General features: G+C 55.4%; 20 protein-coding genes. 9 read left to right on the top strand and 11 right to left on the bottom strand.

From position 1 onward, the window contains the following. Nucleotides 1-7 precede the first annotated feature (7 nt). Nucleotides 8-646 carry a bifunctional 4-hydroxy-2-oxoglutarate aldolase/2-dehydro-3-deoxy-phosphogluconate aldolase gene (locus HZZ01_RS03515; RefSeq protein ID WP_008925358.1) on the bottom strand — a complete coding sequence of 213 codons (639 nt, stop codon included), beginning with the start codon at nt 644-646 and terminating at the stop codon, nt 8-10. Between the two features lie 214 nt (nt 647-860). After that, a complete protein-coding gene (gene zwf / locus HZZ01_RS03510; protein ID WP_179895521.1) occupies nt 861-2,336 on the bottom strand; it encodes a glucose-6-phosphate dehydrogenase in 1,476 nt (491 codons plus the stop codon). A 364-nt stretch (nt 2,337-2,700) separates the two neighbouring features. Here zwf and HZZ01_RS03505 point away from each other — a divergent pair, with 364 nt between their 5' ends. The 3 genes from HZZ01_RS03505 (at nt 2,701) to HZZ01_RS03495 (ending at nt 6,446) form a co-directional block, all read left to right on the top strand. After that, on the top strand, nt 2,701-3,579 hold the full coding sequence (locus HZZ01_RS03505; RefSeq protein WP_179895520.1) for a MurR/RpiR family transcriptional regulator: 879 nt from the start codon (nt 2,701-2,703) through the stop codon (nt 3,577-3,579). A gap of 107 nt (nt 3,580-3,686) precedes the next feature. Beyond that, on the top strand, nt 3,687-5,129 hold the full coding sequence (gene pyk, locus HZZ01_RS03500) for a pyruvate kinase (protein ID WP_179895519.1): 1,443 nt from the start codon (nt 3,687-3,689) through the stop codon (nt 5,127-5,129). 84 nt (nt 5,130-5,213) lie between these two features. Next, the gene (locus HZZ01_RS03495; protein WP_179895518.1) at nt 5,214-6,446 is read left to right on the top strand and encodes an MFS transporter; all 1,233 of its coding nucleotides are present in this window, start codon (nt 5,214-5,216) and stop codon (nt 6,444-6,446) included. Nucleotides 6,447-6,687: 241 nt separating this feature from the next. Here the strand turns inward: HZZ01_RS03495 and lpxM are convergent, their stop codons facing one another. From lpxM to znuA, 3 genes are all read right to left on the bottom strand, one after another. After that, complete coding sequence (gene lpxM / locus HZZ01_RS03490) at nt 6,688-7,662, bottom strand: lauroyl-Kdo(2)-lipid IV(A) myristoyltransferase (RefSeq protein WP_179895517.1); 975 nt, start codon at nt 7,660-7,662, stop codon at nt 6,688-6,690. A 125-nt stretch (nt 7,663-7,787) separates the two neighbouring features. Next, nucleotides 7,788-9,119 (bottom strand): murein DD-endopeptidase MepM, encoded by a 1,332-nt coding sequence (gene mepM / locus HZZ01_RS03485; protein ID WP_179895516.1) that lies wholly within the window; start codon nt 9,117-9,119, stop codon nt 7,788-7,790. A 13-nt stretch (nt 9,120-9,132) separates the two neighbouring features. Then, nucleotides 9,133-10,080 carry a zinc ABC transporter substrate-binding protein ZnuA gene (gene znuA, locus HZZ01_RS03480; RefSeq protein WP_179895515.1) on the bottom strand — a complete coding sequence of 316 codons (948 nt, stop codon included), beginning with the start codon at nt 10,078-10,080 and terminating at the stop codon, nt 9,133-9,135. A gap of 77 nt (nt 10,081-10,157) precedes the next feature. Here znuA and znuC point away from each other — a divergent pair, with 77 nt between their 5' ends. Both znuC and znuB read left to right on the top strand, forming a co-directional pair. Next, nucleotides 10,158-10,913, top strand: a complete 756-nt coding sequence (znuC, locus tag HZZ01_RS03475) for a zinc ABC transporter ATP-binding protein ZnuC (protein WP_179895514.1) — start codon at nt 10,158-10,160, stop codon at nt 10,911-10,913. Continuing rightward, nucleotides 10,910-11,695 carry a zinc ABC transporter permease subunit ZnuB gene (znuB, locus tag HZZ01_RS03470; protein ID WP_179895513.1) on the top strand — a complete coding sequence of 262 codons (786 nt, stop codon included), beginning with the start codon at nt 10,910-10,912 and terminating at the stop codon, nt 11,693-11,695. The genes znuC and znuB overlap by 4 nt, the downstream gene beginning before the upstream one ends. Here znuB and ruvB read toward each other — a convergent pair whose 3' ends face one another. The 6 genes from ruvB to aspS all read right to left on the bottom strand — a co-directional run bounded on the left by ruvB (nt 11,696) and on the right by aspS (nt 17,216). Continuing rightward, nucleotides 11,696-12,700 (bottom strand): Holliday junction branch migration DNA helicase RuvB, encoded by a 1,005-nt coding sequence (gene ruvB / locus HZZ01_RS03465; protein WP_003849208.1) that lies wholly within the window; start codon nt 12,698-12,700, stop codon nt 11,696-11,698. It abuts the gene before it with no gap. Between the two features lie 8 nt (nt 12,701-12,708). Beyond that, nucleotides 12,709-13,323 carry a Holliday junction branch migration protein RuvA gene (gene ruvA / locus HZZ01_RS03460; protein ID WP_010670803.1) on the bottom strand — a complete coding sequence of 205 codons (615 nt, stop codon included), beginning with the start codon at nt 13,321-13,323 and terminating at the stop codon, nt 12,709-12,711. A gap of 96 nt (nt 13,324-13,419) precedes the next feature. Further along, nucleotides 13,420-13,947 carry a crossover junction endodeoxyribonuclease RuvC gene (gene ruvC / locus HZZ01_RS03455; protein ID WP_179895512.1) on the bottom strand — a complete coding sequence of 176 codons (528 nt, stop codon included), beginning with the start codon at nt 13,945-13,947 and terminating at the stop codon, nt 13,420-13,422. Nucleotides 13,948-13,981: 34 nt separating this feature from the next. Next, nucleotides 13,982-14,725 carry a YebC/PmpR family DNA-binding transcriptional regulator gene (locus tag HZZ01_RS03450; RefSeq protein WP_090960203.1) on the bottom strand — a complete coding sequence of 248 codons (744 nt, stop codon included), beginning with the start codon at nt 14,723-14,725 and terminating at the stop codon, nt 13,982-13,984. 281 nt (nt 14,726-15,006) lie between these two features. Continuing rightward, nucleotides 15,007-15,438, bottom strand: coding sequence for a dihydroneopterin triphosphate diphosphatase (nudB, locus tag HZZ01_RS03445; protein ID WP_179895511.1), 432 nt, complete (start codon nt 15,436-15,438; stop codon nt 15,007-15,009). Further along, complete coding sequence (gene aspS, locus HZZ01_RS03440) at nt 15,438-17,216, bottom strand: aspartate--tRNA ligase (protein WP_179895510.1); 1,779 nt, start codon at nt 17,214-17,216, stop codon at nt 15,438-15,440. The genes nudB and aspS overlap by 1 nt, the downstream gene beginning before the upstream one ends. 211 nt (nt 17,217-17,427) lie before the next feature. Here aspS and HZZ01_RS03435 point away from each other — a divergent pair, with 211 nt between their 5' ends. From HZZ01_RS03435 to cmoB, 4 genes are all read left to right on the top strand, one after another. Further along, the gene (locus tag HZZ01_RS03435) at nt 17,428-18,249 is read left to right on the top strand and encodes a DUF72 domain-containing protein (RefSeq protein WP_179895509.1); all 822 of its coding nucleotides are present in this window, start codon (nt 17,428-17,430) and stop codon (nt 18,247-18,249) included. 69 nt (nt 18,250-18,318) lie between these two features. Continuing rightward, entirely contained in the window at nt 18,319-18,714 is a 396-nt protein-coding gene (locus HZZ01_RS03430) for an MAPEG family protein (protein WP_179895508.1), read from the top strand. A gap of 82 nt (nt 18,715-18,796) precedes the next feature. Continuing rightward, nucleotides 18,797-19,525 (top strand): carboxy-S-adenosyl-L-methionine synthase CmoA, encoded by a 729-nt coding sequence (gene cmoA / locus HZZ01_RS03425; RefSeq protein WP_179895507.1) that lies wholly within the window; start codon nt 18,797-18,799, stop codon nt 19,523-19,525. Beyond that, the gene (cmoB, locus tag HZZ01_RS03420) at nt 19,522-20,490 is read left to right on the top strand and encodes a tRNA 5-methoxyuridine(34)/uridine 5-oxyacetic acid(34) synthase CmoB (protein ID WP_179895506.1); all 969 of its coding nucleotides are present in this window, start codon (nt 19,522-19,524) and stop codon (nt 20,488-20,490) included. Before cmoA ends, cmoB begins: the two co-directional genes overlap by 4 nt. Nucleotides 20,491-20,493: the final 3 nt, after the last annotated feature.

Raw genomic sequence — 20,493 nt, 5'->3', positions numbered from 1 at the left:
CCATCACTTACTTCGCGCCTTCTACAGCTTCGCGCGCCAGGCGGGTAATGCGATCCCAGTCGCCCGCTTCCAGCGCGTCGTTAGGCACCAGCCAGGATCCGCCAATGCAGAGCACGCTTTTCAGTGCCAGATAGTCACGGTAGTTGGCCGGCGAGATGCCGCCGGTCGGACAGAAACGCACCTGCGGGAAAGGTCCGCCAATCGCCTGCAGCGCTTTAACGCCACCATTCGCTTCGGCCGGGAAGAACTTAAACTCGCGCAGACCATAGTCCATACCGGTCATTAACTCAGAAACGGTGCTGATACCCGGAATCAACGGAACCGGCCCGTCAACCGCCGCTTTCAGCAGCGATTCGGTGACGCCAGGGCTGATAACGAACTGCGCACCGGCATCGGTCACTTCCTGTAACTGCTGCGGGTTAATCACTGTTCCCGCACCAACGATCGCATCCGGCACTTCTTTGATCATCGCACGTAAGGCATCCATCGCCACCGGTGTGCGCAGCGTCACTTCCAGCACTCTCACACCGCCCGCCACCAGCGCTTTCGCCATTGGCACTGCGTGTTCGAGTTTGTTTACCACGATGACCGGCACCACAGGTCCGGTGGTCAGAATCTGTTCAGCACTCGTTTTCCAGTTTTTCATCAGTTCCCCTTGCTTGATAACACCGGGATTACGACCCGGTCATGGAGCATCGGCTCCTGCCCTGTAAATTGCGTCACTACCATACATGATCAGCTTCCTGAGCGTCTATCATCCTGCGACCATTTTGAAACGGCAGTTCAATTTTATCTGCATCCGCTGGCCCGGTTTAACGGCGAAAAAAAAGCCCGCGTTGCGGGCTTTATCATCACTTCAGTTATTCAAATTCGTTCCACGACCGGCCATCGCGGGTGATCATGGCCACCGACGCCACCGGGCCCCAGGTGCCTGCCTGATAGGGTTTGGAAGAATCGCCATCCGCAGCCCATGCTTCGATAATAGAATCGACATAAGTCCAGGCGGCTTCCACTTCATCGCGACGCACAAACAGCGCCTGGATACCACGCATGCTTTCCAGCAGCAGACGCTCATAAGCATCCGCGAGGTGCGACTGGTTAAACGTCTCGGAGTAACTCAGATCCAGCTTGGTGGTCTGCAGTTTGTGCTTGTGATCGAGGCCTGGCACTTTGTTCAGGATTTCGATATCCACACCTTCGTCCGGCTGCAGACGAATCGTCAGCTTGTTCTGCGGCAGCTCTGAGTAAGAATCTTTAAACAGGTTCATCTCAGGATTTTTGAAGTAGACCACGACTTCAGAGCACTTGGTCGGTAAACGCTTACCGGTACGCAGGTAAAACGGTACGCCTGCCCAGCGCCAGTTATCGATATCGACACGGATCGCCACGAAGGTCTCGGTGGCGCTCGATTTATTGGCTCCCTCTTCTTCCAGGTAGCCCGGCACTTTTTTACCCTGCACAAAGCCAGCGGTGTACTGACCGCGTACGGTTTTCTCACGCACATTGGTCTGATCGATGCGGCGCAGCGAGCGCAGAACTTTCACTTTTTCGTCACGGATGCTGTCGGCGCTGAGATCGGACGGCGGCGACATGGCAATCATGGTCAGAATCTGCAATAAATGGTTCTGGATCATGTCGCGCATCTGGCCGGCTTTATCGAAGTAACCCCAACGGCCTTCGATACCCACCTCTTCGGCCACAGTAATCTGCACATGGTCGATGGTGCGGTTATCCCAGTTATTCACAAAGATGGAGTTAGCGAAGCGCAGCGCCAGCAGGTTGAGCACGGTTTCTTTGCCGAGATAGTGGTCAATTCGGAATACCTGGCTCTCTTCAAAGTATTCACCCACGCTGTCGTTGATCTCCTGCGAGGTTTCCAGTGAGGTGCCCAGTGGCTTCTCCATCACAACGCGGGCAGGTTTGGCATTCAGCTTCGCGGTGCCCAGGCCCTGGCAGATCGCGCCAAAGGTGCTGGGTGGCATAGCGAAATAGTTGATGGTTGTGCGGTTTTTCTGATCCAGCATCTTACCCAGTTTCGGGAAGTGCGTGGTGTCATTAACATCGAGGTTGCAGAAGTCGAGACGGTTGCTGAGTTTGTCCCACAGCGCTTCGTCAATCTTCTCCTTCATGAAGGTTTCCAGCGCTTCACGTACCACTTTGGTGTATTCCGCTTTATCCCACTCAGCACGGCCGACACCAATAATGCGGGTTTCCTCATGGATCTGACCCGCTTTCTCTAACTGGTACAGTGAAGGCAACAGTTTACGGCGTGCAAGATCGCCTTTGGCACCGAAAATCACCAGATCGCATGCCTGGGCTATTTGTGTTACCGCCATTTTCCTCTCCTCGTTGCAGGATAGTCCGGTGGTGATACATCCTCTGCCACCGGGTCCAGGTTATTATTTTCTTTCAGCACAATGTACTTTTTTCCCCGCGCCAGGTAAACCGACTCGCCGGGTCAACCGCATTAACTCTGTACCGGATGTGCTAAGCGCGTGTGATGACACGTGCGGATTGGCGTTTTTTTCTGTTTCTGTTGGTGTCAGGAAAATCTGGCACCGGTCAAAGTATCCCAAAAAAAAGGGCAATCGACTTGTCAGCCGTTGCGCTTGCCAGGTGCTGGCGCGATATAGTCTCTGTTAATCGGCTCCCGGGACAGTGATAATTGAAATTGATAAAAGTGATTATGGTCATCAGCTTATGAATATGCTGGAAAAAATTGAGGCGCAGTTTGCGGCGCTGAGCAAAGCGGAAATGAAAGTTGCCCGTCAGATCCTGGCTGAACCGCAGGCGGCGATGCAATCCAGCATCGCCACGCTGGCGGGCATTGCCGGCGTCAGTGAACCCACCGTGAATCGCTTCTGTCACCGACTGGGGGCTCGGGGCTTCCCCGACTTTAAACTGCAACTGGCGCAGAGCCTGGTGAAAGGCAGCAACTGGGTCAGCCGGGGCGTTGAAGACGACGACACAGTAGAGAACTACAGCCACAAAATCTTCGACTCGGCGCTGGCCGGGCTACAGCGGGTCCGCGATCAGCTGAATAGCGCGCATCTGCAGCAGGCGGTAACCCTGCTCGCGCAGGCCGATAAACTCGCCTTTTTCGGGCTGGGTGCATCCGCTGTCGTGGCGCATGACGCTTTCACCAAATTTCTGCGCTTTAATCTGCCGGTCATCTGGTCAGACGATATTGTGATCCAGCGCATGAGTTGCATAAATAGTCGAGCCGGTGACGTTTTTGTTCTCATTTCGCATACTGGGCGCACAAAAAATATGGTAGAACTGGCTCGCCTGGCCCGTGTAAACGGTTCCACCGTTATTGCCATCACCTCTCCCGATTCACCCCTTGCCCATGAAGCAGCGATAGCTTTAGTGCTTGATGTACCGGAAGATACGGATGTCTATTTGCCGATGGTGTCGCGCCTGGCGCAGTTAACCGTGATTGATGTGCTGGCGACCGGTTTTACCCTGAAACGGGGTGCGCCTTTCCGGGAAAACCTGAAACGCGTCAAAGAAGCGTTGAAAGCGTCGCGCTACGAAAAGAACACCCTTCGGGAAGAGGATGATCAGCAAAAAAATTAACATCACATTTACAATGTGAGTCGTATCACAACCCATCGATCATATAGAATAGATAACCATGCTGTGTCCACAGTCCATGACACGCTAATCAGTTAACGGAGTCCTCGATGTCAAGACGTCTCAGAAGAACCAAAATCGTAACAACCCTCGGCCCGGCCACCGATCGTGATAATAACTTAGAAAAAATCATCGCTGCCGGCGCGAACGTTGTACGACTCAACTTCTCTCACGGTACCGCAGAAGATCACCAGCTACGTGCCGATAAAGTGCGCGAGATTGCCGCTAAACTGGGTCGCCACGTTGCGATTCTCGGTGACCTTCAGGGTCCAAAAATTCGTGTATCGACTTTCAAAGAAGGTAAAGTTTTCCTGAATATCGGCGATCGCTTCCTGCTGGATGCCAATCTGGGTAAAGGCGAAGGCGATAAAGAGCGCGTCGGTATCGATTACAAAGGCCTGCCTGCAGATGTGGTGCCGGGCGATATCCTGTTGCTGGATGATGGCCGTGTGCAGCTGAAGGTGCTGGAAGTTCAGGACATGAAAGTGTTCACTGAAGTCACTGTCGGTGGCCCACTCTCGAACAACAAAGGCATTAACAAGCTGGGCGGCGGCCTGTCGGCTGAAGCACTGACCGAAAAAGATAAAGCGGATATCATCACTGCCGCCAAAATCCGCGTCGATTACCTGGCTGTCTCCTTCCCACGCTGTGGCGAAGATATGAATCTGGCACGTCGCCTGGCACGTGAAGCGGGTTGCGATGCCAAACTGGTCGCGAAGGTGGAACGTGCCGAAGCGGTTGCCAGCCAGGAAGCGATGGATGACATCATTCTGGCCTCTGACGTCGTGATGGTTGCGCGTGGCGACCTTGGCGTTGAGATTGGCGATCCGGAACTGGTCGGCATTCAGAAAGCGTTAATTCGCCGTGCCCGCCAGCTTAACCGCACCATCATTACCGCGACCCAGATGATGGAGTCGATGATCACGAACCCGATGCCAACCCGCGCAGAAGTCATGGACGTGGCGAACGCCGTGCTGGATGGTACCGATGCCGTGATGCTCTCTGCAGAAACCGCAGCGGGCCAGTATCCAGCAGAAACTGTCTCGGCGATGGCGAAGGTTTGCCTGGGCGCAGAGAAGATCCCAAGTGTTAACGTCTCCAAGCACCGTCTGGACGTGCAGTTCGACAATGTCGAAGAAGCGATCGCCATGTCTTCTATGTACGCCGCAAACCATCTGCAGGGCGTTACCGCGATCATCACCATGACCGAGTCGGGCCGCACCCCACTGATGACCTCACGTATCACCTCGGGCCTGCCCATCTTTGCGATGTCTCGCCATGAGCGCACTCTGAACCTCACCGCACTTTATCGCGGTGTGACGCCGGTGTTCTTCGACAGCAACAACGACGGTGTGGCCGCCGCACACGACGCCGTTAACCTGCTGCGCGACAAAGGCTTCCTGGTCTCCGGCGACCTGGTTATCGTGACACAGGGCGATGTCATGGGCGCCACCGGCACCACCAACACCACGCGTGTGCTGCGCGTGGATTAATTGCGCCCGGGTTAACATTGTCGGTGTAGAATAATCAACGCGACTGCCTGGCAGTCGCGTTTTCTTTTCTGACAAGGAGGCAAGATGCCCCGTTTCCAGCCCATCAGCCAGCTTACCGGCCGAATTTTACTCTTCCCTCTGGCGTTAGTGCTGTTCGAGTTTGCGACCTATATTGCTCACGACATGATCCAGCCGGGTATGCTGATCGTTACCAATGAGTTCTCTGTTGGCCCTGAGTGGGTCTCTACTTCGCTGACCGCTTACCTGATTGGTGGCGTGGTGTTGCAATGGCTGCTGGGTCCGCTCTCCGATAAGTTTGGCCGGCGACCAGTGATGCTCTTTGGCATCCTGTTCTTTGCTGTCGCCTGCATGCTGACGCACTGGGTCAGCTCGATTACGGAATTTGTCAGCCTGCGCTTCATTCAGGGCATCAGCCTCTGCTTTATCGGCGCGGTCGGCTATGCCGCGATTCAGGAAGCCTTTGATGAGGCGCTGGCGGTACGCATGATGGCGCTGATGGCTAACGTAGCGCTACTGGCTCCGCTGGCAGGCCCACTGGCTGGTGCAGCCTGGCTCACCGTGGGCAGCTGGCGCAGCATGTTCTGGCTGTTTGCCGCCTGCAGCCTTGTCGCCTTTGTGGTGCTGTGGCGTGTAATGCCCGAGACCGCAGGCGACCGCAGTCACTCTATCGCCCTGCCCAATCTGGCGCGCAACTATGGCCGACTGATGAAAGATCGGCTGGTGATGTCTGGCTCCTTTGCTATCGGGCTGGTGTTTATCCCGATCCTCACCTGGGTTGCCCTTTCGCCGGTGATCCTGATGCATGACGAAGGTCTGTCACGCATGCAGTACGCCCTGCTGCAGCTGCCGGTGTTTCTGGCAATGATCGCCGGTAATCTGACGCTGAGTAAGCTGGCCGGACGGGTACCGATTGAACAGCCGGTGAAGTTCGCTGCCTGGCCGATTCTGATTGGCCTGAGTCTGGCGCTGATAGCAAGCCTGCTCAACAGTCACGGTTATCTACTGATTACGGCCGGCCTGAGCCTCTATGCCTTTGGTGCTGGCATGGTGAATGCCGGGCTCTATCGCCTGACGCTTTATGCCAGCAATGAAGGCAAAGGCAGTGTAGCGGCGATGCTGGGAATGATCAGTATTCTGACGCTGGCGGTGGGAATTGAACTGGCGAAAAGTGGCTACTTCAGCGGCGGTACGCTGTGGTTCTGTCTGATTAACTTTATCAGCGGCGTGCTGTGGTTTGGTCTGGTGATCGTGTTTATGCGCGAGCGTAAACGTCGCAGCAGGCTGGAAGCGTTATAGAAAAGCGGCACAAGCGCACTGAAGTTGTCAAAACTGCGGGTTGTGGGGTACATCTGATAGCAACGAATTAGCTCAAGCGGAGGGAACACGGGCAGAGGCGGAAAGCATCCCGTTGCCGGGCCGAGCGTGCCATGGATGGCGGTTTTGCGTCTTTCCGATCTGACCGTGTTCCCTGAGCATTCTCGCTCTTACCGCTAAGCAAACCAGACGTACAAAAAAGGCCGCTTTAGCGGCCCTTCTGCTATTTGCGCGGATAAAGCTCTTTGCGCGAATAGGGTTCTATATCACCCTCTTTGCGGGTCTTCAGCAGCTTGAGGATCCAGGTGTACTGCTCGGGATGCGGGCGGACAAACACTTCCACCTCTTCATTCATCCGTCGAGCCAGTTGATGATCATCCGCTTCCAGCAGATCATCCATCGGCGGACGAACATAAATCTCAAGCTTGTGCGTGTCGCTGTTATAAACCGGGAACAGCGGCACCACGCGGGCGCGACAGACCTTCATCAGTCGGCCTACCGCAGGCAATGTCGCCTTGTAGGTGGCAAAGAAATCAACGAACTCACTATGCTCAGGACCATGATCCTGATCGGGCAGATAATAGCCCCAGTAACCCTGTCGTATCGAACTGATAAACGGCTTAATGCCGTCATTACGGGCATGCAACCGGCCGCCATAACGGCGACGTGCCGTGTTCCAGGCATAGTCCATCAGCGGGTCACTTTGATTATGGAACATCGCCGCCATCTTCTGGCCTTCTGATGCCAGCAGCATGGCTGGAATATCCACCGCCCAGCCGTGTGGCACCAGGAAAATCACATTCTGCTGGTCCGCCATCATCTGATCGATAATGTCACGGCCATGCCATTCAACACGCTTAGCGATACTCGCCGGATCGCGCAATACCAGCTCGGTCATCATTGCCATCGCCTGCGGGGCGGTCGCAAACATCTCATCGACCAGCGTTGCACGCTGCTCTTCGCTGAGTTCCGGCAGACAGTAATAGAGATTAATCAGCGCACGGCGACGTGCACCCTTTGCCAGCTTACCGGCGAAACGGCCTAAACGGCCCAGCAGCGGATCGCGTACTTTCGGCGGTAAATAAGCCAGACCCGCCAGCGCACCAATTGCCAGCCAGCTGCCCCAGTATTTAGGTTTGAGAAAAGAACGTTCAAAAACGGGAATAAATTCAGTGTTATTTTTTTTACGGGTTTCCATGCACTCGCCTCAAGCAATGACCGGCTAATGATAGTGACGACATTGAAATTTGCAATCATCCTGCGCCAGATAGCAAAAAACCGACGGGGAAACCGTCGGTTTTTGCGCAGTTTGCCGAAATTCGCTTACTTCAGACCCAGCTGAGGCAGCCAGGATTTAACCTGTGCCATGTAATCGCTGCGATCTTTGCCGGTCAGGCCTTCCATGCGCGGCAGCTTCGCCGTTAATGGGTTGACCGCCTGATTATTGATCCAGATTTCGAAATGCAGATGCGGCCCGGTGGAGCGGCCGGTGTTGCCGGACAGTCCAATACGGTCACCCCGTTTCACTTTCTGACCTGGCTTCACCAGTACTTTTTTCATGTGCATATAGCGCGTCATATATTGACGACCATGGCGGATAGCGACGTAGTTACCGGCGGCACCGCCATTCTTCGCCACGACGATCTCACCATCACCTACCGCCAGCACTGGCGTACCGATCGGCAGCGCAAAGTCGACGCCTTTGTGCGGTGCAATGCGGCCAGTCACCGGATTAAGACGACGCGGATTAAAGTTAGAGGAGACACGATACTGCTTAACCGTTGGGAAGCGCATAAAGCCGCGAGCCAGACCGGAGCCGCTACGATCGTAGAACTTGCCATCTTCGGCGCGGAAAGCGTAATAGTCTTTGCCACCGCTGCGCAGGCGCACCCCCAGCAACTGACTCTGCGCACTCTTACCATCCAGCATTTCGCGTGACATCAGCACGCTGAACTGGTCACCCGCACGCAGCTTACGGAAGTCCATCTGCCACTGCATCGCTTTAATCACAGCGCTGGCTTCAGCCCCGCTCAACCCCGCCCGCATGGCGCTGGCGGCAAAACTGCCACGCACTTCGCCCTGCATCACGCTGTTGCGCCATTCGCCCTTCTGCATCTCCGAATCCATCTTAAAACCGCCCGCTGGGGTGCGCTCATAAGTGCGGGTTTCGCGACGGGAAATTTCCCAGCTCAGGGTTTTCAGGCCACCATCATCATCCAGCGTCCAGCTCAGCTGCTGGCCGACCTGCAGATTACGCAGATCGCGATCGCTGACCACCAGCGCATTAATGTCGCTGATGTCGATGCCATACTGATTCAGTGCACTGCTCAGGGTATCGCCGGATGACACGGTGTAATCGTGAACGCCTGCCGTATCCGGCACGTCGGTGTCAACATCGTCTGCCGGCAGTTCTTCTTCCGGTTCCGGTGTGCTCTGATCGATCGGCTCACTGGCTTCCGGTAACAGTGTGCGGAACGTATTCTTATCCAGCTCAATGTTTTTAACGATGGGCGTTACATCATCGGTGGGATGATAAACGTAGGGCCGCCAGACTGCGACGGCCAGAGTGACTACAGTTAAAGAACCCAGCATTACGCGGTGGGGGCGCGGCAAATTATTAAATGCGAGGGCGACAGAGCGGGCTATCTGCTGCACTTTTACTTATTCCTCATGCTCCATTCAGGCAGCTTTCATACTGGCTCGACAGTTGTGAGAGGAATTTCACATAGCTGTCTTTGGCTAAGCTGATGTCTGTGCCCAGGGGATCGAGCGTGCCTTTACGCACCTGCGTTCCGCGGGAGACAGCATCGATGACTGCTGGTCTGAATTGTGGCTCAGCAAAGACGCAGACCGCCTTTTGCTCAACCAACTGTGTTCGTATCTGGTGTAAACGCTGAGCGCCCGGTTGAATTTCAGGATTGACGGTAAAGTGCCCGGTGGGCGAAAGACCGTAGTGCTTTTCAAAGTACGTGTAAGCGTCGTGAAAAACGAAATATCCTTTATTTCTTACCGGAGCAAGTTGTGCGCTAACGCGTTTGTCCGTGTCCGCCAAAGCTACCTCAAACTGCTGGAGGTTGGCGTCAAGTTTGGCCTTATCTTGTGGCATAAGTTCCAATAATTTTCCATGGATTGCAACCGCGGTTTTCCGCGCTATGTCTGGCGACAACCACAGGTGCATATTAAACTCGCCGTGATGATGGTGGTGAGCTTCAGCATCCTGATCTTCGGATTTTTCCGCTGCGTGTTCTTCTTCCTCTTCAGCACCGCTAATCAATAACGGTTTTACCCCGTCGATGTTCACCATCGCCAGGTTTTTTTGGGCCGGAAGTTCAGACGCCGATTTCGCCATAAACGCTTCCATTTCAGGCCCGACCCAGACGACTAAGTCCGCGTTTTTCAAGCGTTTTGCATCAGAGGGTCGCAGGGAGTAATCGTGTTCAGAGGCACCGTCCGGCAGCAGTACGTCAACGGGCGTAACGCCATCAGCAATGGCCGCAGCAATAAAACCTACCGGTTTGAGTGAAGCCACGACATTCGCCTGGGCAGGAAGAGTAAACAGAGTTGAAACAGATAAAGCCGTTAAGGCGAAAATTGCGCCTTTTTTATTATGTAACATATTGCGTCATTCCATCGTGACCATAAGGTGGAATGTGATATTATAACATTCGAAATCCTGTGCAACCTGTAAATACTATGACCTCACTTGTCACACTCGATAACGTTTCGATAAAATTTAACCAGCGCAATGTGTTATCAGGCGTCAGCCTGACATTGCAGCCTGGCCGCATTCTCACCCTTCTGGGTCCCAACGGGGCGGGAAAATCAACCCTGGTGCGAGTGGTACTTGGCCTGCTCGCCCCTACCACCGGTTCCGTTCAGCGTGATCCCGGACTGCGTATTGGCTATGTGCCACAGAAGCTGCACATCGATCCTACCCTGCCGGTGACGGTAGAGCGTTTCATGCGTCTGACGCGAGGCAGCAGGAACGACGAAATCCTGCCGGCACTGAAACGTGTGCAGGCGGGTCACCTGCTCAAGTCTCCGCTACAAAAGCTTTCTGGAGGTGAAACCCAGCGTGTGCTGCTGGCGCGCGCCCTGCTAAATCATCCCCAGTTGCTGGTGCTGGATGAGCCGACACAGGGTGTGGATGTAAACGGTCAGGTTGCACTGTATGACCTTATCAATCAGTTGCGCGTGGAACTGAACTGCGCCGTACTGATGGTCTCCCATGATCTGCATCTGGTGATGGCGAAAACCGACGAGGTGTTGTGCCTCAACCATCACATCTGCTGTTCCGGCTCACCGGAAGCGGTCTCGCAGCATCCTGAATTTATCGCTATGTTCGGCCCGCGCGGCGCTGAAGAACTGGCGATCTACCGTCATCACCATAATCACCGTCACGACCTTCAGGGACGTATCGTTTTACGCAAAGGACAGGGTTCATCATGATTGAGTTGTTATTACCGGGCTGGATAGGCGGTGTGATGTTAGCGCTGGCTGCTGGTCCGCTGGGTTCGTTTGTGGTCTGGCGCAAGATGTCCTATTTCGGCGATACCCTGGCACATGCGTCTCTGCTCGGCGTGGCGTTTGGCCTGCTGCTGAATGTGAATCCTTACTACGCGGTGATTCTGGTGACGGTCTGCCTGGCACTGGGGCTGGTCTGGCTGGAACGTCGTCCGCATCTGGCTATTGATACCCTGCTGGGCATTATGGCGCACAGTGCGCTGTCGCTGGGCCTGGTGGTCGTCAGCCTGATGAAGAACGTGCGCGTTGATCTGATGGCGTATCTGTTTGGCGACCTGCTGGCGGTCACGCCAGACGATCTCTGGATGATGGGTGGCGGCGTGGCAATTGTGTTGCTGGTCATGGCGTGGCAGTGGCGGTCGCTGCTGTCGATGACCATCAGCCCGGAACTGGCACAGGTGGATGGCGTCAATATTCAGCGTACCCGGTTGGTTCTGATGCTGGTCACGGCGCTGACAATTGGGGTAGCGATGAAATTTGTCGGTGCGCTGATAATCACCTCACTGCTGATTATCCCGGCGGCGACCGCGCGCCGTTTCGTGCGCTCACCGGAAGGCATGGCGGGCGTCGCGGTGGTTATCGGCGTGATTGCCGTCACCGGCGGTCTGACCTTCTCCGCGTTCTACGACACGCCAGCCGGGCCGTCGGTTGTGCTCTGCGCTGCCATCCTGTTTATCTTCAGTATGGTACGCAAACCGGCCCTGTAATTACTCTTCGCGTGTCATGCCGAAGTGACGATAAGCGTGCTGCGTGGCCATCCGGCCACGCGGTGTGCGCTGAATGAAGCCCTGCTGAATCAGGAAGGGTTCAATCACATCTTCAATAGTTTCACGCTCTTCACCAATCGCAGCAGCCAGGTTATCCAGCCCCACCGGCCCACCCATAAACTTGTCGATGATCGCCAGCAGCAGCTTACGGTCCATGTAATCAAACCCTTCACTGTCTACGTTAAGCATATCCAGCGCGCTGCAGGAGACTTCACCGCTGAGATCACCATTAGCCCGTACTTCTGCGAAGTCACGAACACGACGCAGCAGGCGGTTGGCGATACGCGGTGTGCCACGTGCGCGACGGGCGATCTCTAATGCCCCTTCGTCACTCAGTGCCAGACCCAGACAGGCGGCACTGCGACCCACGATGTGCTGCAGATCTTTAACCTGATAGAACTCAAGACGCTGCACAATGCCAAAGCGATCGCGCAGCGGTGAGGTCAGCGAGCCAGCACGCGTAGTGGCACCAATCAGCGTAAACGGGGGCAGATCGAGCTTGATCGAACGCGCAGCCGGGCCTTCGCCAATCATAATATCGAGCTGATAATCTTCCATCGCCGGGTAGAGTATCTCTTCCACCACCGGTGAGAGGCGATGGATTTCATCGATAAACAGGACGTCATGGGGCTCAAGGTTGGTCAGCATCGCCGCCAGATCGCCTGCCTTCTCCAGCACCGGACCTGAGGTCGTGCGAAGATTAACGCCCATCTCGTTGGCCACGATGTTCGCCAGGGTAGTTTTACCCAGTCCAGGCGGACCGAAGATCAACAGATGATCGAGCGCATCGCCGCGCAGTTGCGCTGCCTTGATGAATATCTCCATCTGCTCACGCACCTGCGGCTGGCCGACATACTCGGTCAGCATCTTCGGGCGAATAGCGCGGTCAATAACCTCTTCTTCGCTAATACTGGCAGCGGAGATCAGGCGGTCGGCTTCTATCATGACTTACCTCAAATGGCCGCGCGTAGCGCTTCGCGGATCAGGGTTTCGCAATCCGCATCCGGTCGACCGACTTTACTGATCATACGGCTCGCTTCCTGCGGTTTATAACCCAGTGAAACCAGCGCTGCAACCGCTTCGGCTTCCGCATCATTGGTTTCCGGCTCAGCACTCGGCGTAGTTAGCGTAAACGCAGAATCGCCACCAAACAGGTCGCCATGCATCCCTTTGAAGCGGTCCTTCATCTCGACCACCAGACGCTCAGCTGTCTTTTTGCCTACGCCTGGCAGTTTCACCAGGGATGCGATCTCTTCTTTCTCAACAGCCGTTACAAACTGCTGCGCCGACATGCCAGAGAGGATAGCCAGCGCCAGCTTGGGGCCGACGCCATTCACTTTAATCAGTTCGCGAAACAGCGCGCGCTCCTGCTTGCTGTTAAAACCAAACAGCAGCTGCGCATCTTCACGCACCACGAAGTGGGTAAAAATCACCGCTTCGTGCTGAAGTTCAGGCAACTCATAAAAACAGGTCATGGGCATGTAAATTTCATAGCCGACGCCGTGTGCCTCAAGCAGCACCAGTGGCGGCTGCTTTTCCAGAATATTGCCCCGTAAACGACCTATCACCTGAATGCTTCCTTAACTAACGAATGTGGCGGATTTTATAACATAAAAAAGGCTGGATGAATATCCAGCCTGAGAGTGTGACCAGAGCGATGACGGCTAACCTGAGCGCAAACGTCCGCGCGTCAGCACCAGCTTGCTGTCACTCATGCGCGCCGCATTCTGCGCCACATGACAGTGCGTAATGGCAATCGCCAGCGCATCGGCGGCATCCGCCTGCGGATTTGACGGCAGCTTCAGCAGGGTTCTCACCATGTGCTGCACCTGACTTTTCTCGGCGCTGCCGATGCCAACGACAGTCTGTTTGACCTGACGGGCTGCATACTCAAACACCGGCAGATCATGGTTAACCGCAGCCACAATCGCGGCACCGCGCGCCTGACCGAGCTTCAGTGCGGAGTCTGCATTCTTCGCCATAAACACCTGCTCAATGGCGAAGAAGTCGGGTGAAAACTGCGTGATGATTTCGCAGACGCCCGCATAAATCAGCTTCAGGCGGGCGGGCAACTCGGTGGTATTGGTGCGGATACAGCCGCTGCCCAGATAGGTGAGCTGGCGGCCAGTCTGACGAATAACACCATAACCGGTGATGCGTGAGCCGGGATCGATACCCAGAATAATCGACATTACGCCTCTCCGGTTAACAGGGCGACAGACGCCATTACAGCGTTTCCGCCACCTCGTCGGAGATCTCACCGTTGTGATAAACCTCCTGCACATCGTCGCAATCTTCCAGCATGTCGATCAGACGCAGCAGTTTTGGTGCGGTTTCCGCATCCATTTCGGCTTTGGTCGTCGGGATCATCGCCACTTCTGCGGTATCCGCTTTCAGGCCGAGTGCTTCCAGTGCATCACGCACTGTGCCCATCTCTTCCCATGCGGTGAAGACATCAATCGCGCCGTCGTCATAGGTGACAACGTCTTCGCCACCCGCTTCCAGAGCCGCTTCCATTACCGCGTCTTCATCCTGACCTGGCGCATAGGAGATCACGCCTTTCTTATTGAACAGGTAAGCTACGGAGCCATCAGTGCCCAGGTTGCCGCCCGTTTTGGTGAAGGCATGACGCACTTCGCCCACGGTACGGTTACGGTTGTCACTGAGGCATTCAATCATGATGGCTGAGCCGCCTGGACCGTAACCCTCATAGATGATGGTTTCCATGTTGGCGTTGTCATCGCCGCCCACACCGCGCGCGATAGCGCGATCCATGGTGTCACGGGTCATGTTGTTCGCCAGCGCTTTATCCATTGCTGCTCGCAGACGCGGGTTTGAACCCGGATCGCCGCCGCCCAGTTTGGCGGCTGTCACCAGTTCACGAATGATTTTGGTGAAGATTTTGCCGCGCTTAGCATCCTGCGCCGCTTTACGGTGTTTGGTATTAGCCCACTTACTGTGTCCTGCCATTTTACATTTTCTCCGATCTTTTACAGGGTGCAGGCTATCCTGGCTTCGAACCTGTTCACCGTCCGTGCTCAAACAGATTTTTAAAACCCGTCTGCCCTTAACGGCGAGCTTCGCGCGTCATCGTCACATACCGTACATGTGCGACGTCGTGCTGGCGGTAAACAACTTCGAGGCGAAGATGACGCCTGACTGTTCAATAGGTTGGTGTAGTCCTGTTAAAACTCACCAGATTCATAAAATTTAATCTATTCGCCGCCGGAATACCGGGCGATGGCAAGCATTCAGATAAATTCTTCAATCGCCTGGCGGTTACTCCATGATCGGGTTAATGCTGCAGCGTCTGCGGGTGCCAGCCAGCGAAACGCCAGATGTTCAGTCAGCGTCACAGCGCGCTCTTCTGGCAGTTGCAGGCGAAACCAGTGCTCGTGATTATGGGTGACATCAGGTGCGTAGCGATGCCGGAAATGCGGGAAGATTTCAAAGTCGATTTGACGCTGACAATCCTCCACCTCCAGCTGCTCGGTCAGCACGTCAATGCCAACCTCCTCATTCACTTCACGACACGCGGTCGCCAGCGGTGACTCTCCCGCTTCCAGACTGCCGGTGACCGACTGCCAGAACGTGGGATCGTCACGGCGCTGCAGCATCAACACCCGGCCAGTATCGCGCGCCGAAATCACGACCAGCACTGAAACCGGGTGTTTATAGCCCATTATTTATTCTCGAGCTTTTCTTTTTTAACGACCTGAATGCCGAGCTCCAGCAGAGAAGCCGGGTTCGCTTCGCTTGGCGCTTCGGTCATCAGGCAGGCGGCTGCCGTGGTTTTCGGGAACGCGATGACATCACGAATATTGTCGGTGCCGGTCAGCAGCATCGTCAGACGATCCAGACCAAAGGCCAGGCCCGCATGCGGTGGCGTACCAAACTTCAGCGCATCCAGCAGGAAGCCAAACTTCTCACGCTGCTCGTGCTCTTCGATACCCAGAATGCTGAACACCGTCTGCTGCATTTTGCCGTTGTGGATACGTACTGAACCGCCGCCCACTTCATAACCGTTGATCACCATGTCGTAGGCATTCGCCACGGCACGGGTTGGATCCGCAGCCAGCTCTTCTGCGCTCATCTCTTTTGGCGCAGTGAACGGATGGTGCATCGCGGCCAGACCGCCTTCCTCGTCCTCTTCGAACATCGGGAAGTCGATCACCCACAGCGGTGCCCAGGCTTTTTCATCCGTGATGTTCAGCTCGCGACCCACTTTCAGGCGCAGCGCACCCAATGCATCTGCGACCACTTTGGCGCGATCGGCACCAAAGAAGATGATGTCGCCATCCTGCGCGCCGGTGCGGCTCAGAATACCTTCAACGATCTCTGCATTCAGGAACTTGGCAACCGGACTCTGCACGCCTTCCAGGCCGTCGGCACGGACGTTAACCTTCATCCACGCCAGGCCTTTCCCGCCGTAAATTTCCACGAACTTGCCATATTCATCAATCTGCTTACGGCTCAGCTGCGCACCGGTCGGCACGCGCAGCGCGGCAACACGGCCTTTTTCATCGTTGGCCGGGCCAGAGAAGACCTGGAACTCTACGTTTTTCAGCAGGTCGCCAACGTCCACCAGCTCCATCGGGTTACGCAGGTCTGGCTTATCGGAACCGTAACGATGCATCGCTTCAGCAAAGGTCATCTGCGGGAACTCGCCGAGATCAACGCCCTGTACGTCCTGCCACAGATTGCGGATTAAACGTTCCATGATTTCACGCACCTGTGGCGCGGTCATAAAGGAGGTTTCAACGTCGATCTGGGTAAATTCGGGCTGACGATCGGCACGTAAATCTTCATCGCGGAAGCATTTAACGATCTGATAATAGCGGTCAAAACCGGACATCATCAGCAGCTGTTTGAACAGCTGCGGTGACTGCGGCAGCGCATAGAATTTGCCTTTATGAACCCGGCTTGGCACCAGATAGTCACGTGCGCCTTCTGGCGTCGCTTTGGTCAGCATCGGGGTTTCGATATCCAGGAACCCTTCGTCATCCATAAAGCGACGGACAAAGCTGGTAATTTTTGCGCGGGTTTTCAGACGCGTCACCATTTCAGGGCGACGCAGGTCCAGATAGCGGTATTTCAGACGTGCTTCTTCGCTGTTGGTCTGATTCGAGTCCAGCGGCAGTGGCTCAGAGCGGTTAATAATGGTCAGCGCCTGGGCAAACACTTCGACTTCACCGGTCGCCATGTCGCTGTTTTTGTTCTTCTCATCACGCGCACGCACGGTGCCGGTGATCTGAACGCAGAATTCGTTACGCAGTTCAGAAGCCAGCTTAAAGACGTCCTGACGATCGGGATCAAAGAACACCTGCACGATGCCTTCACGGTCGCGCATATCGATAAAAATCAAACTGCCCAGATCGCGACGGCGGTTTACCCAGCCGCAAAGCGTGACTTGCTGACCCACATGAGACAGATTGAGCTGTCCGCAATATTCTGTACGCATAACACTATCCTTTTAACTTCGCCGCTGCAGCTGACAGCATCCGGCCGCGTTACCTGTTGCGATGCTGTCGCAAAAATGGCGGTCATTATAATGGAAAAAGCCAGACAGGATAAGCAGATCCGCGCCAAACCGCCGATTTCCTGTATGCATTTGCCCCCCTGCCTGACCATAGCCGATAATGGGGTATCTTAACCTGCAGCCAGGAGCGCACGTGACACTTCGTATTGGCCTGCCCCAGTGGCATCATTCACACTGGAAACGCTGGGGTATTGAGAGCCTGGCGGACTATGCCCGCTACTTCCATTGTGTAGAGGGAAATACCACGCTTTATGCGCTACCGAATGCGGAAACGGTGATGCGCTGGCGCGATATGACGCATGATGCGTTTCGCTTCTGCTTTAAGTTTCCCAATACCATCAGCCATCAGTCGGCGCTGCAGCACAGCGATGACCTGCTGACTGATTTTCTGCGCCTGATGGAGCCGCTGGCCGATCGTATCGGTCAGTACTGGCTGCAGTTGCCTGCCAGTTTCTCCCCGACTCAACTCGACGATCTGTGGCGTTTTCTGGATAGCCTGCCGCGCCGTTTTCACTACGGCGTCGAAGTCCGCCATCCGGCTTTCTTTGCCAAAGGTGACGCCGAACGGGCACTGAATCGCGGCCTGCTGGCGCGCGGCATCAATCGCGTGATGCTCGACAGCCGCCCGGTTCACGCCTCCACCTCGCAAAGCCCGGCGGCACTGGTCGCGCGTTCGCAAAAGCCCAAAGTGCCGCCTCATGCCCTGCGAACCGGTTCTCAGCCGATGGTGCGTTTTATCGGCAGCGACAGCGTGGAAGAGAGCGTGCCGCTGTTTCAGATCTGGCGTGACAAGCTGTCGGAATGGCAGCAACAGGGCGACGCCATGCTGTTTCTGCATACGCCTGATATGGGTCAGGTGTTTCCGCTGGTGCAGGCGCTGTGGCCGCAACTGCAGCAGATTGACCCCGGCATTGGCAACGGGCCTGACTGGCCGCAACAGACGTCACTGTTTTGATGACTGCACAGGACAACATGCTGTGCGCTGGATAGAATAGCCGCTTTACGGCTGGATACCGGAGTGACAATGATTAGCGCGTTATACGTCGTACTGGGTGCATTGCTGGTGATGAAATTTACGATGGATGTGGTGCGTTATCGCCGTTTCTATCGCGTGGCCTATGGTGATGGCGGCTATCACGACCTGAAAATGGCGATTCGCATTCACGGCAATGCTATCGAAACCATACCGCTTGCGCTGTTGCTGCTGGTGATGATGGAGATGAACGGCGCTGATATCTGGATGGTGCATCTCACTGGCCTGCTGTTTTTCATCGGCCGGTTTCTGCATGCCTGGGGTTTACGCAGTAGCGCCATGGCAGGCCGCAAATATGGCATGTTGCTGACGCTGTTTTCACTGTGCGGCATGGTGATCTTTAACCTCATCTATCTGCCGTGGGAACTGGTGCTGACGCTCCATTAAGCTGTCCCTGGTTAAGGGGTGCAGGCCGCCCCACTTTCTGCGAGAATAGCGCCCTTTTCCGTCGTCTCTTCGGATTTTCGATATGTCTGACCGCGATCAACTCTTCTCAGCGCCCATTGCAAAACTGGGCGACTGGACTTTTGACGAGCGCGTAGCTGAAGTCTTTCCTGACATGATTCAGCGCTCGGTGCCCGGCTACTCCAACATCATTTCGATGATTGGCATGCTGGCAGAACGTTTTGTTACCCCTGACAGCAAGGTTTATGACCTCGGCTGCTCGCTGGGTGCCGCGACGCTTTCGGTGCGCCGCAATATTCATGTGCCCGGTTGCCAGATCATCGCGGTAGATAATTCCCCGGCGATGGTGGAGCGTTGCCGTCGTCATCTGGATACCTTTCGTGCGGATACGCCGGTCACGGTACTGGAAGCGGATATCCGCGACATTGAGATTGAGAACGCCTCGCTGGTGGTGCTCAACTTCACGCTCCAGTTTCTGGAGCCACCTGCGCGTCTGACGCTGCTGGAAAAAATCTGGCAGGGACTTAAACCGGGCGGCGCGCTGGTGCTGTCAGAAAAATTCAGTTTTGAAGATGCTGAGATCGGTGAGCTGCTTTTCAATATGCATCACGACTTCAAGCGCGCCAACGGCTACAGCGAACTGGAAATCAGCCAGAAACGCAGCATGCTGGAAAATGTGATGCTGACTGACAGCGTTGAAGCGCATAAAGCCCGCCTGAAACAGGCCGGTTTCCCGCACGCCGAACTCTGGTTCCAGTGCTTTAATTTTGGATCTCTGGTGGCGTTGAAATGATCGACTTTGGCCGTTTTTATCAGCAAATTGCGGTGGGTCCGCTGGCGAAGTGGCTGGACGTGTTACCGGCGCAGATCAGCGAATGGCAGCGTGAAAACCTGCATGGGCACTTTCGTGACTGGTACAAGTCGCTGGAGTATCTGCCCCTGCTGGAGCCACAAAAGCTCGACCTGCTGCATAGCGTCACCGCTGACCGCGATGACATCAGCGATCGTCATCGTCAGGGTATTGAGAAACTACTGCGCAACCTGATGCCGTGGCGCAAAGGGCCTTATTTTCTCTACGGTACCCACATCAATACGGAGTGGCGATCTGACTGGAAGTGGGAGCGTGTGCTACCACACATCTCACCACTGGCGGGTCGCACGGTGCTGGATGTCGGGTGTGGCAGCGGCTATCACATGTGGCGGATGATTGGCGCGGGCGCGCATTTGGTGGTCGGCATTGATCCGATGCAGCTGTTCCTGGTGCAGTTCGAAGCGGTGCGCAAGCTGCTGAATGACGATCGCCGGGTGCATATGCTTCCGCTGGGTATTGAGCAATTACCGGTGTTGCAGGCGTTCGATACCGTGTTTTCAATGGGTGTGCTCTATCATCGTCGTTCCCCGCTGGATCACCTGCTACAGCTGAAAAATCAGCTGGTGAGCGGCGGTGAACTGGTGCTGGAAACGCTGGTCATTGAGGGCGATGTCCATCAGGTGCTGGTGCCAGGTGAGCGCTATGCACAGATGCGTAACGTCTTCTTTATCCCGTCAGCCGAAGCGCTGAAAAGCTGGCTGGAAAAAAGCGGCTTTGTCGATGTGCGGATTGTCGATTTTGCCCTGACCACCACTGAAGAGCAGCGCCGGACCGACTGGATGACCAGCGAATCGCTGGCAGAATTTCTCGACCCTGATGACCCGGGCAAAACGGTTGAGGGCTACCCGGCTCCCCTGCGCGCCGTGCTGGTCGCCACCAAACCTTAACGT

The sequence above is a fragment of the Pantoea sp. WMus005 genome, from assembly GCF_013415305.1.
GTDB classification, from domain to species: Bacteria; Pseudomonadota; Gammaproteobacteria; order Enterobacterales; family Enterobacteriaceae; genus Pantoea; species Pantoea rara.
Note: the sequence above shows the minus strand (reverse complement) of the source record. Positions and strands in the feature narration are given on the sequence as shown.

Excerpts from the sequence above, each read along its gene's own strand:
- znuB (WP_179895513.1), top strand. The coding sequence starts at position 10,910 with ATGATTGAGTTGTTATTACCGGGCTGGATAGGCGGTGTGATGTTAGCG.
- ruvC (WP_179895512.1), bottom strand. The coding sequence starts at position 13,947 with ATGTCGATTATTCTGGGTATCGATCCCGGCTCACGCATCACCGGTTAT.
- aspS (WP_179895510.1), bottom strand. The coding sequence starts at position 17,216 with ATGCGTACAGAATATTGCGGACAGCTCAATCTGTCTCATGTGGGTCAG.
- cmoB (WP_179895506.1), top strand. The coding sequence starts at position 19,522 with ATGATCGACTTTGGCCGTTTTTATCAGCAAATTGCGGTGGGTCCGCTG.
- znuC (WP_179895514.1), top strand. The coding sequence starts at position 10,158 with ATGACCTCACTTGTCACACTCGATAACGTTTCGATAAAATTTAACCAG.
- cmoA (WP_179895507.1), top strand. The coding sequence starts at position 18,797 with ATGTCTGACCGCGATCAACTCTTCTCAGCGCCCATTGCAAAACTGGGC.
- pyk (WP_179895519.1), top strand. The coding sequence starts at position 3,687 with ATGTCAAGACGTCTCAGAAGAACCAAAATCGTAACAACCCTCGGCCCG.
- HZZ01_RS03430 (WP_179895508.1), top strand. The coding sequence starts at position 18,319 with ATGATTAGCGCGTTATACGTCGTACTGGGTGCATTGCTGGTGATGAAA.
- HZZ01_RS03450 (WP_090960203.1), bottom strand. The coding sequence starts at position 14,725 with ATGGCAGGACACAGTAAGTGGGCTAATACCAAACACCGTAAAGCGGCG.
- lpxM (WP_179895517.1), bottom strand. The coding sequence starts at position 7,662 with ATGGAAACCCGTAAAAAAAATAACACTGAATTTATTCCCGTTTTTGAA.
- znuA (WP_179895515.1), bottom strand. The coding sequence starts at position 10,080 with ATGTTACATAATAAAAAAGGCGCAATTTTCGCCTTAACGGCTTTATCT.
- HZZ01_RS03515 (WP_008925358.1), bottom strand. The coding sequence starts at position 646 with ATGAAAAACTGGAAAACGAGTGCTGAACAGATTCTGACCACCGGACCT.
- HZZ01_RS03505 (WP_179895520.1), top strand. The coding sequence starts at position 2,701 with ATGAATATGCTGGAAAAAATTGAGGCGCAGTTTGCGGCGCTGAGCAAA.
- nudB (WP_179895511.1), bottom strand. The coding sequence starts at position 15,438 with ATGGGCTATAAACACCCGGTTTCAGTGCTGGTCGTGATTTCGGCGCGC.
- zwf (WP_179895521.1), bottom strand. The coding sequence starts at position 2,336 with ATGGCGGTAACACAAATAGCCCAGGCATGCGATCTGGTGATTTTCGGT.
- ruvB (WP_003849208.1), bottom strand. The coding sequence starts at position 12,700 with ATGATAGAAGCCGACCGCCTGATCTCCGCTGCCAGTATTAGCGAAGAA.
- HZZ01_RS03495 (WP_179895518.1), top strand. The coding sequence starts at position 5,214 with ATGCCCCGTTTCCAGCCCATCAGCCAGCTTACCGGCCGAATTTTACTC.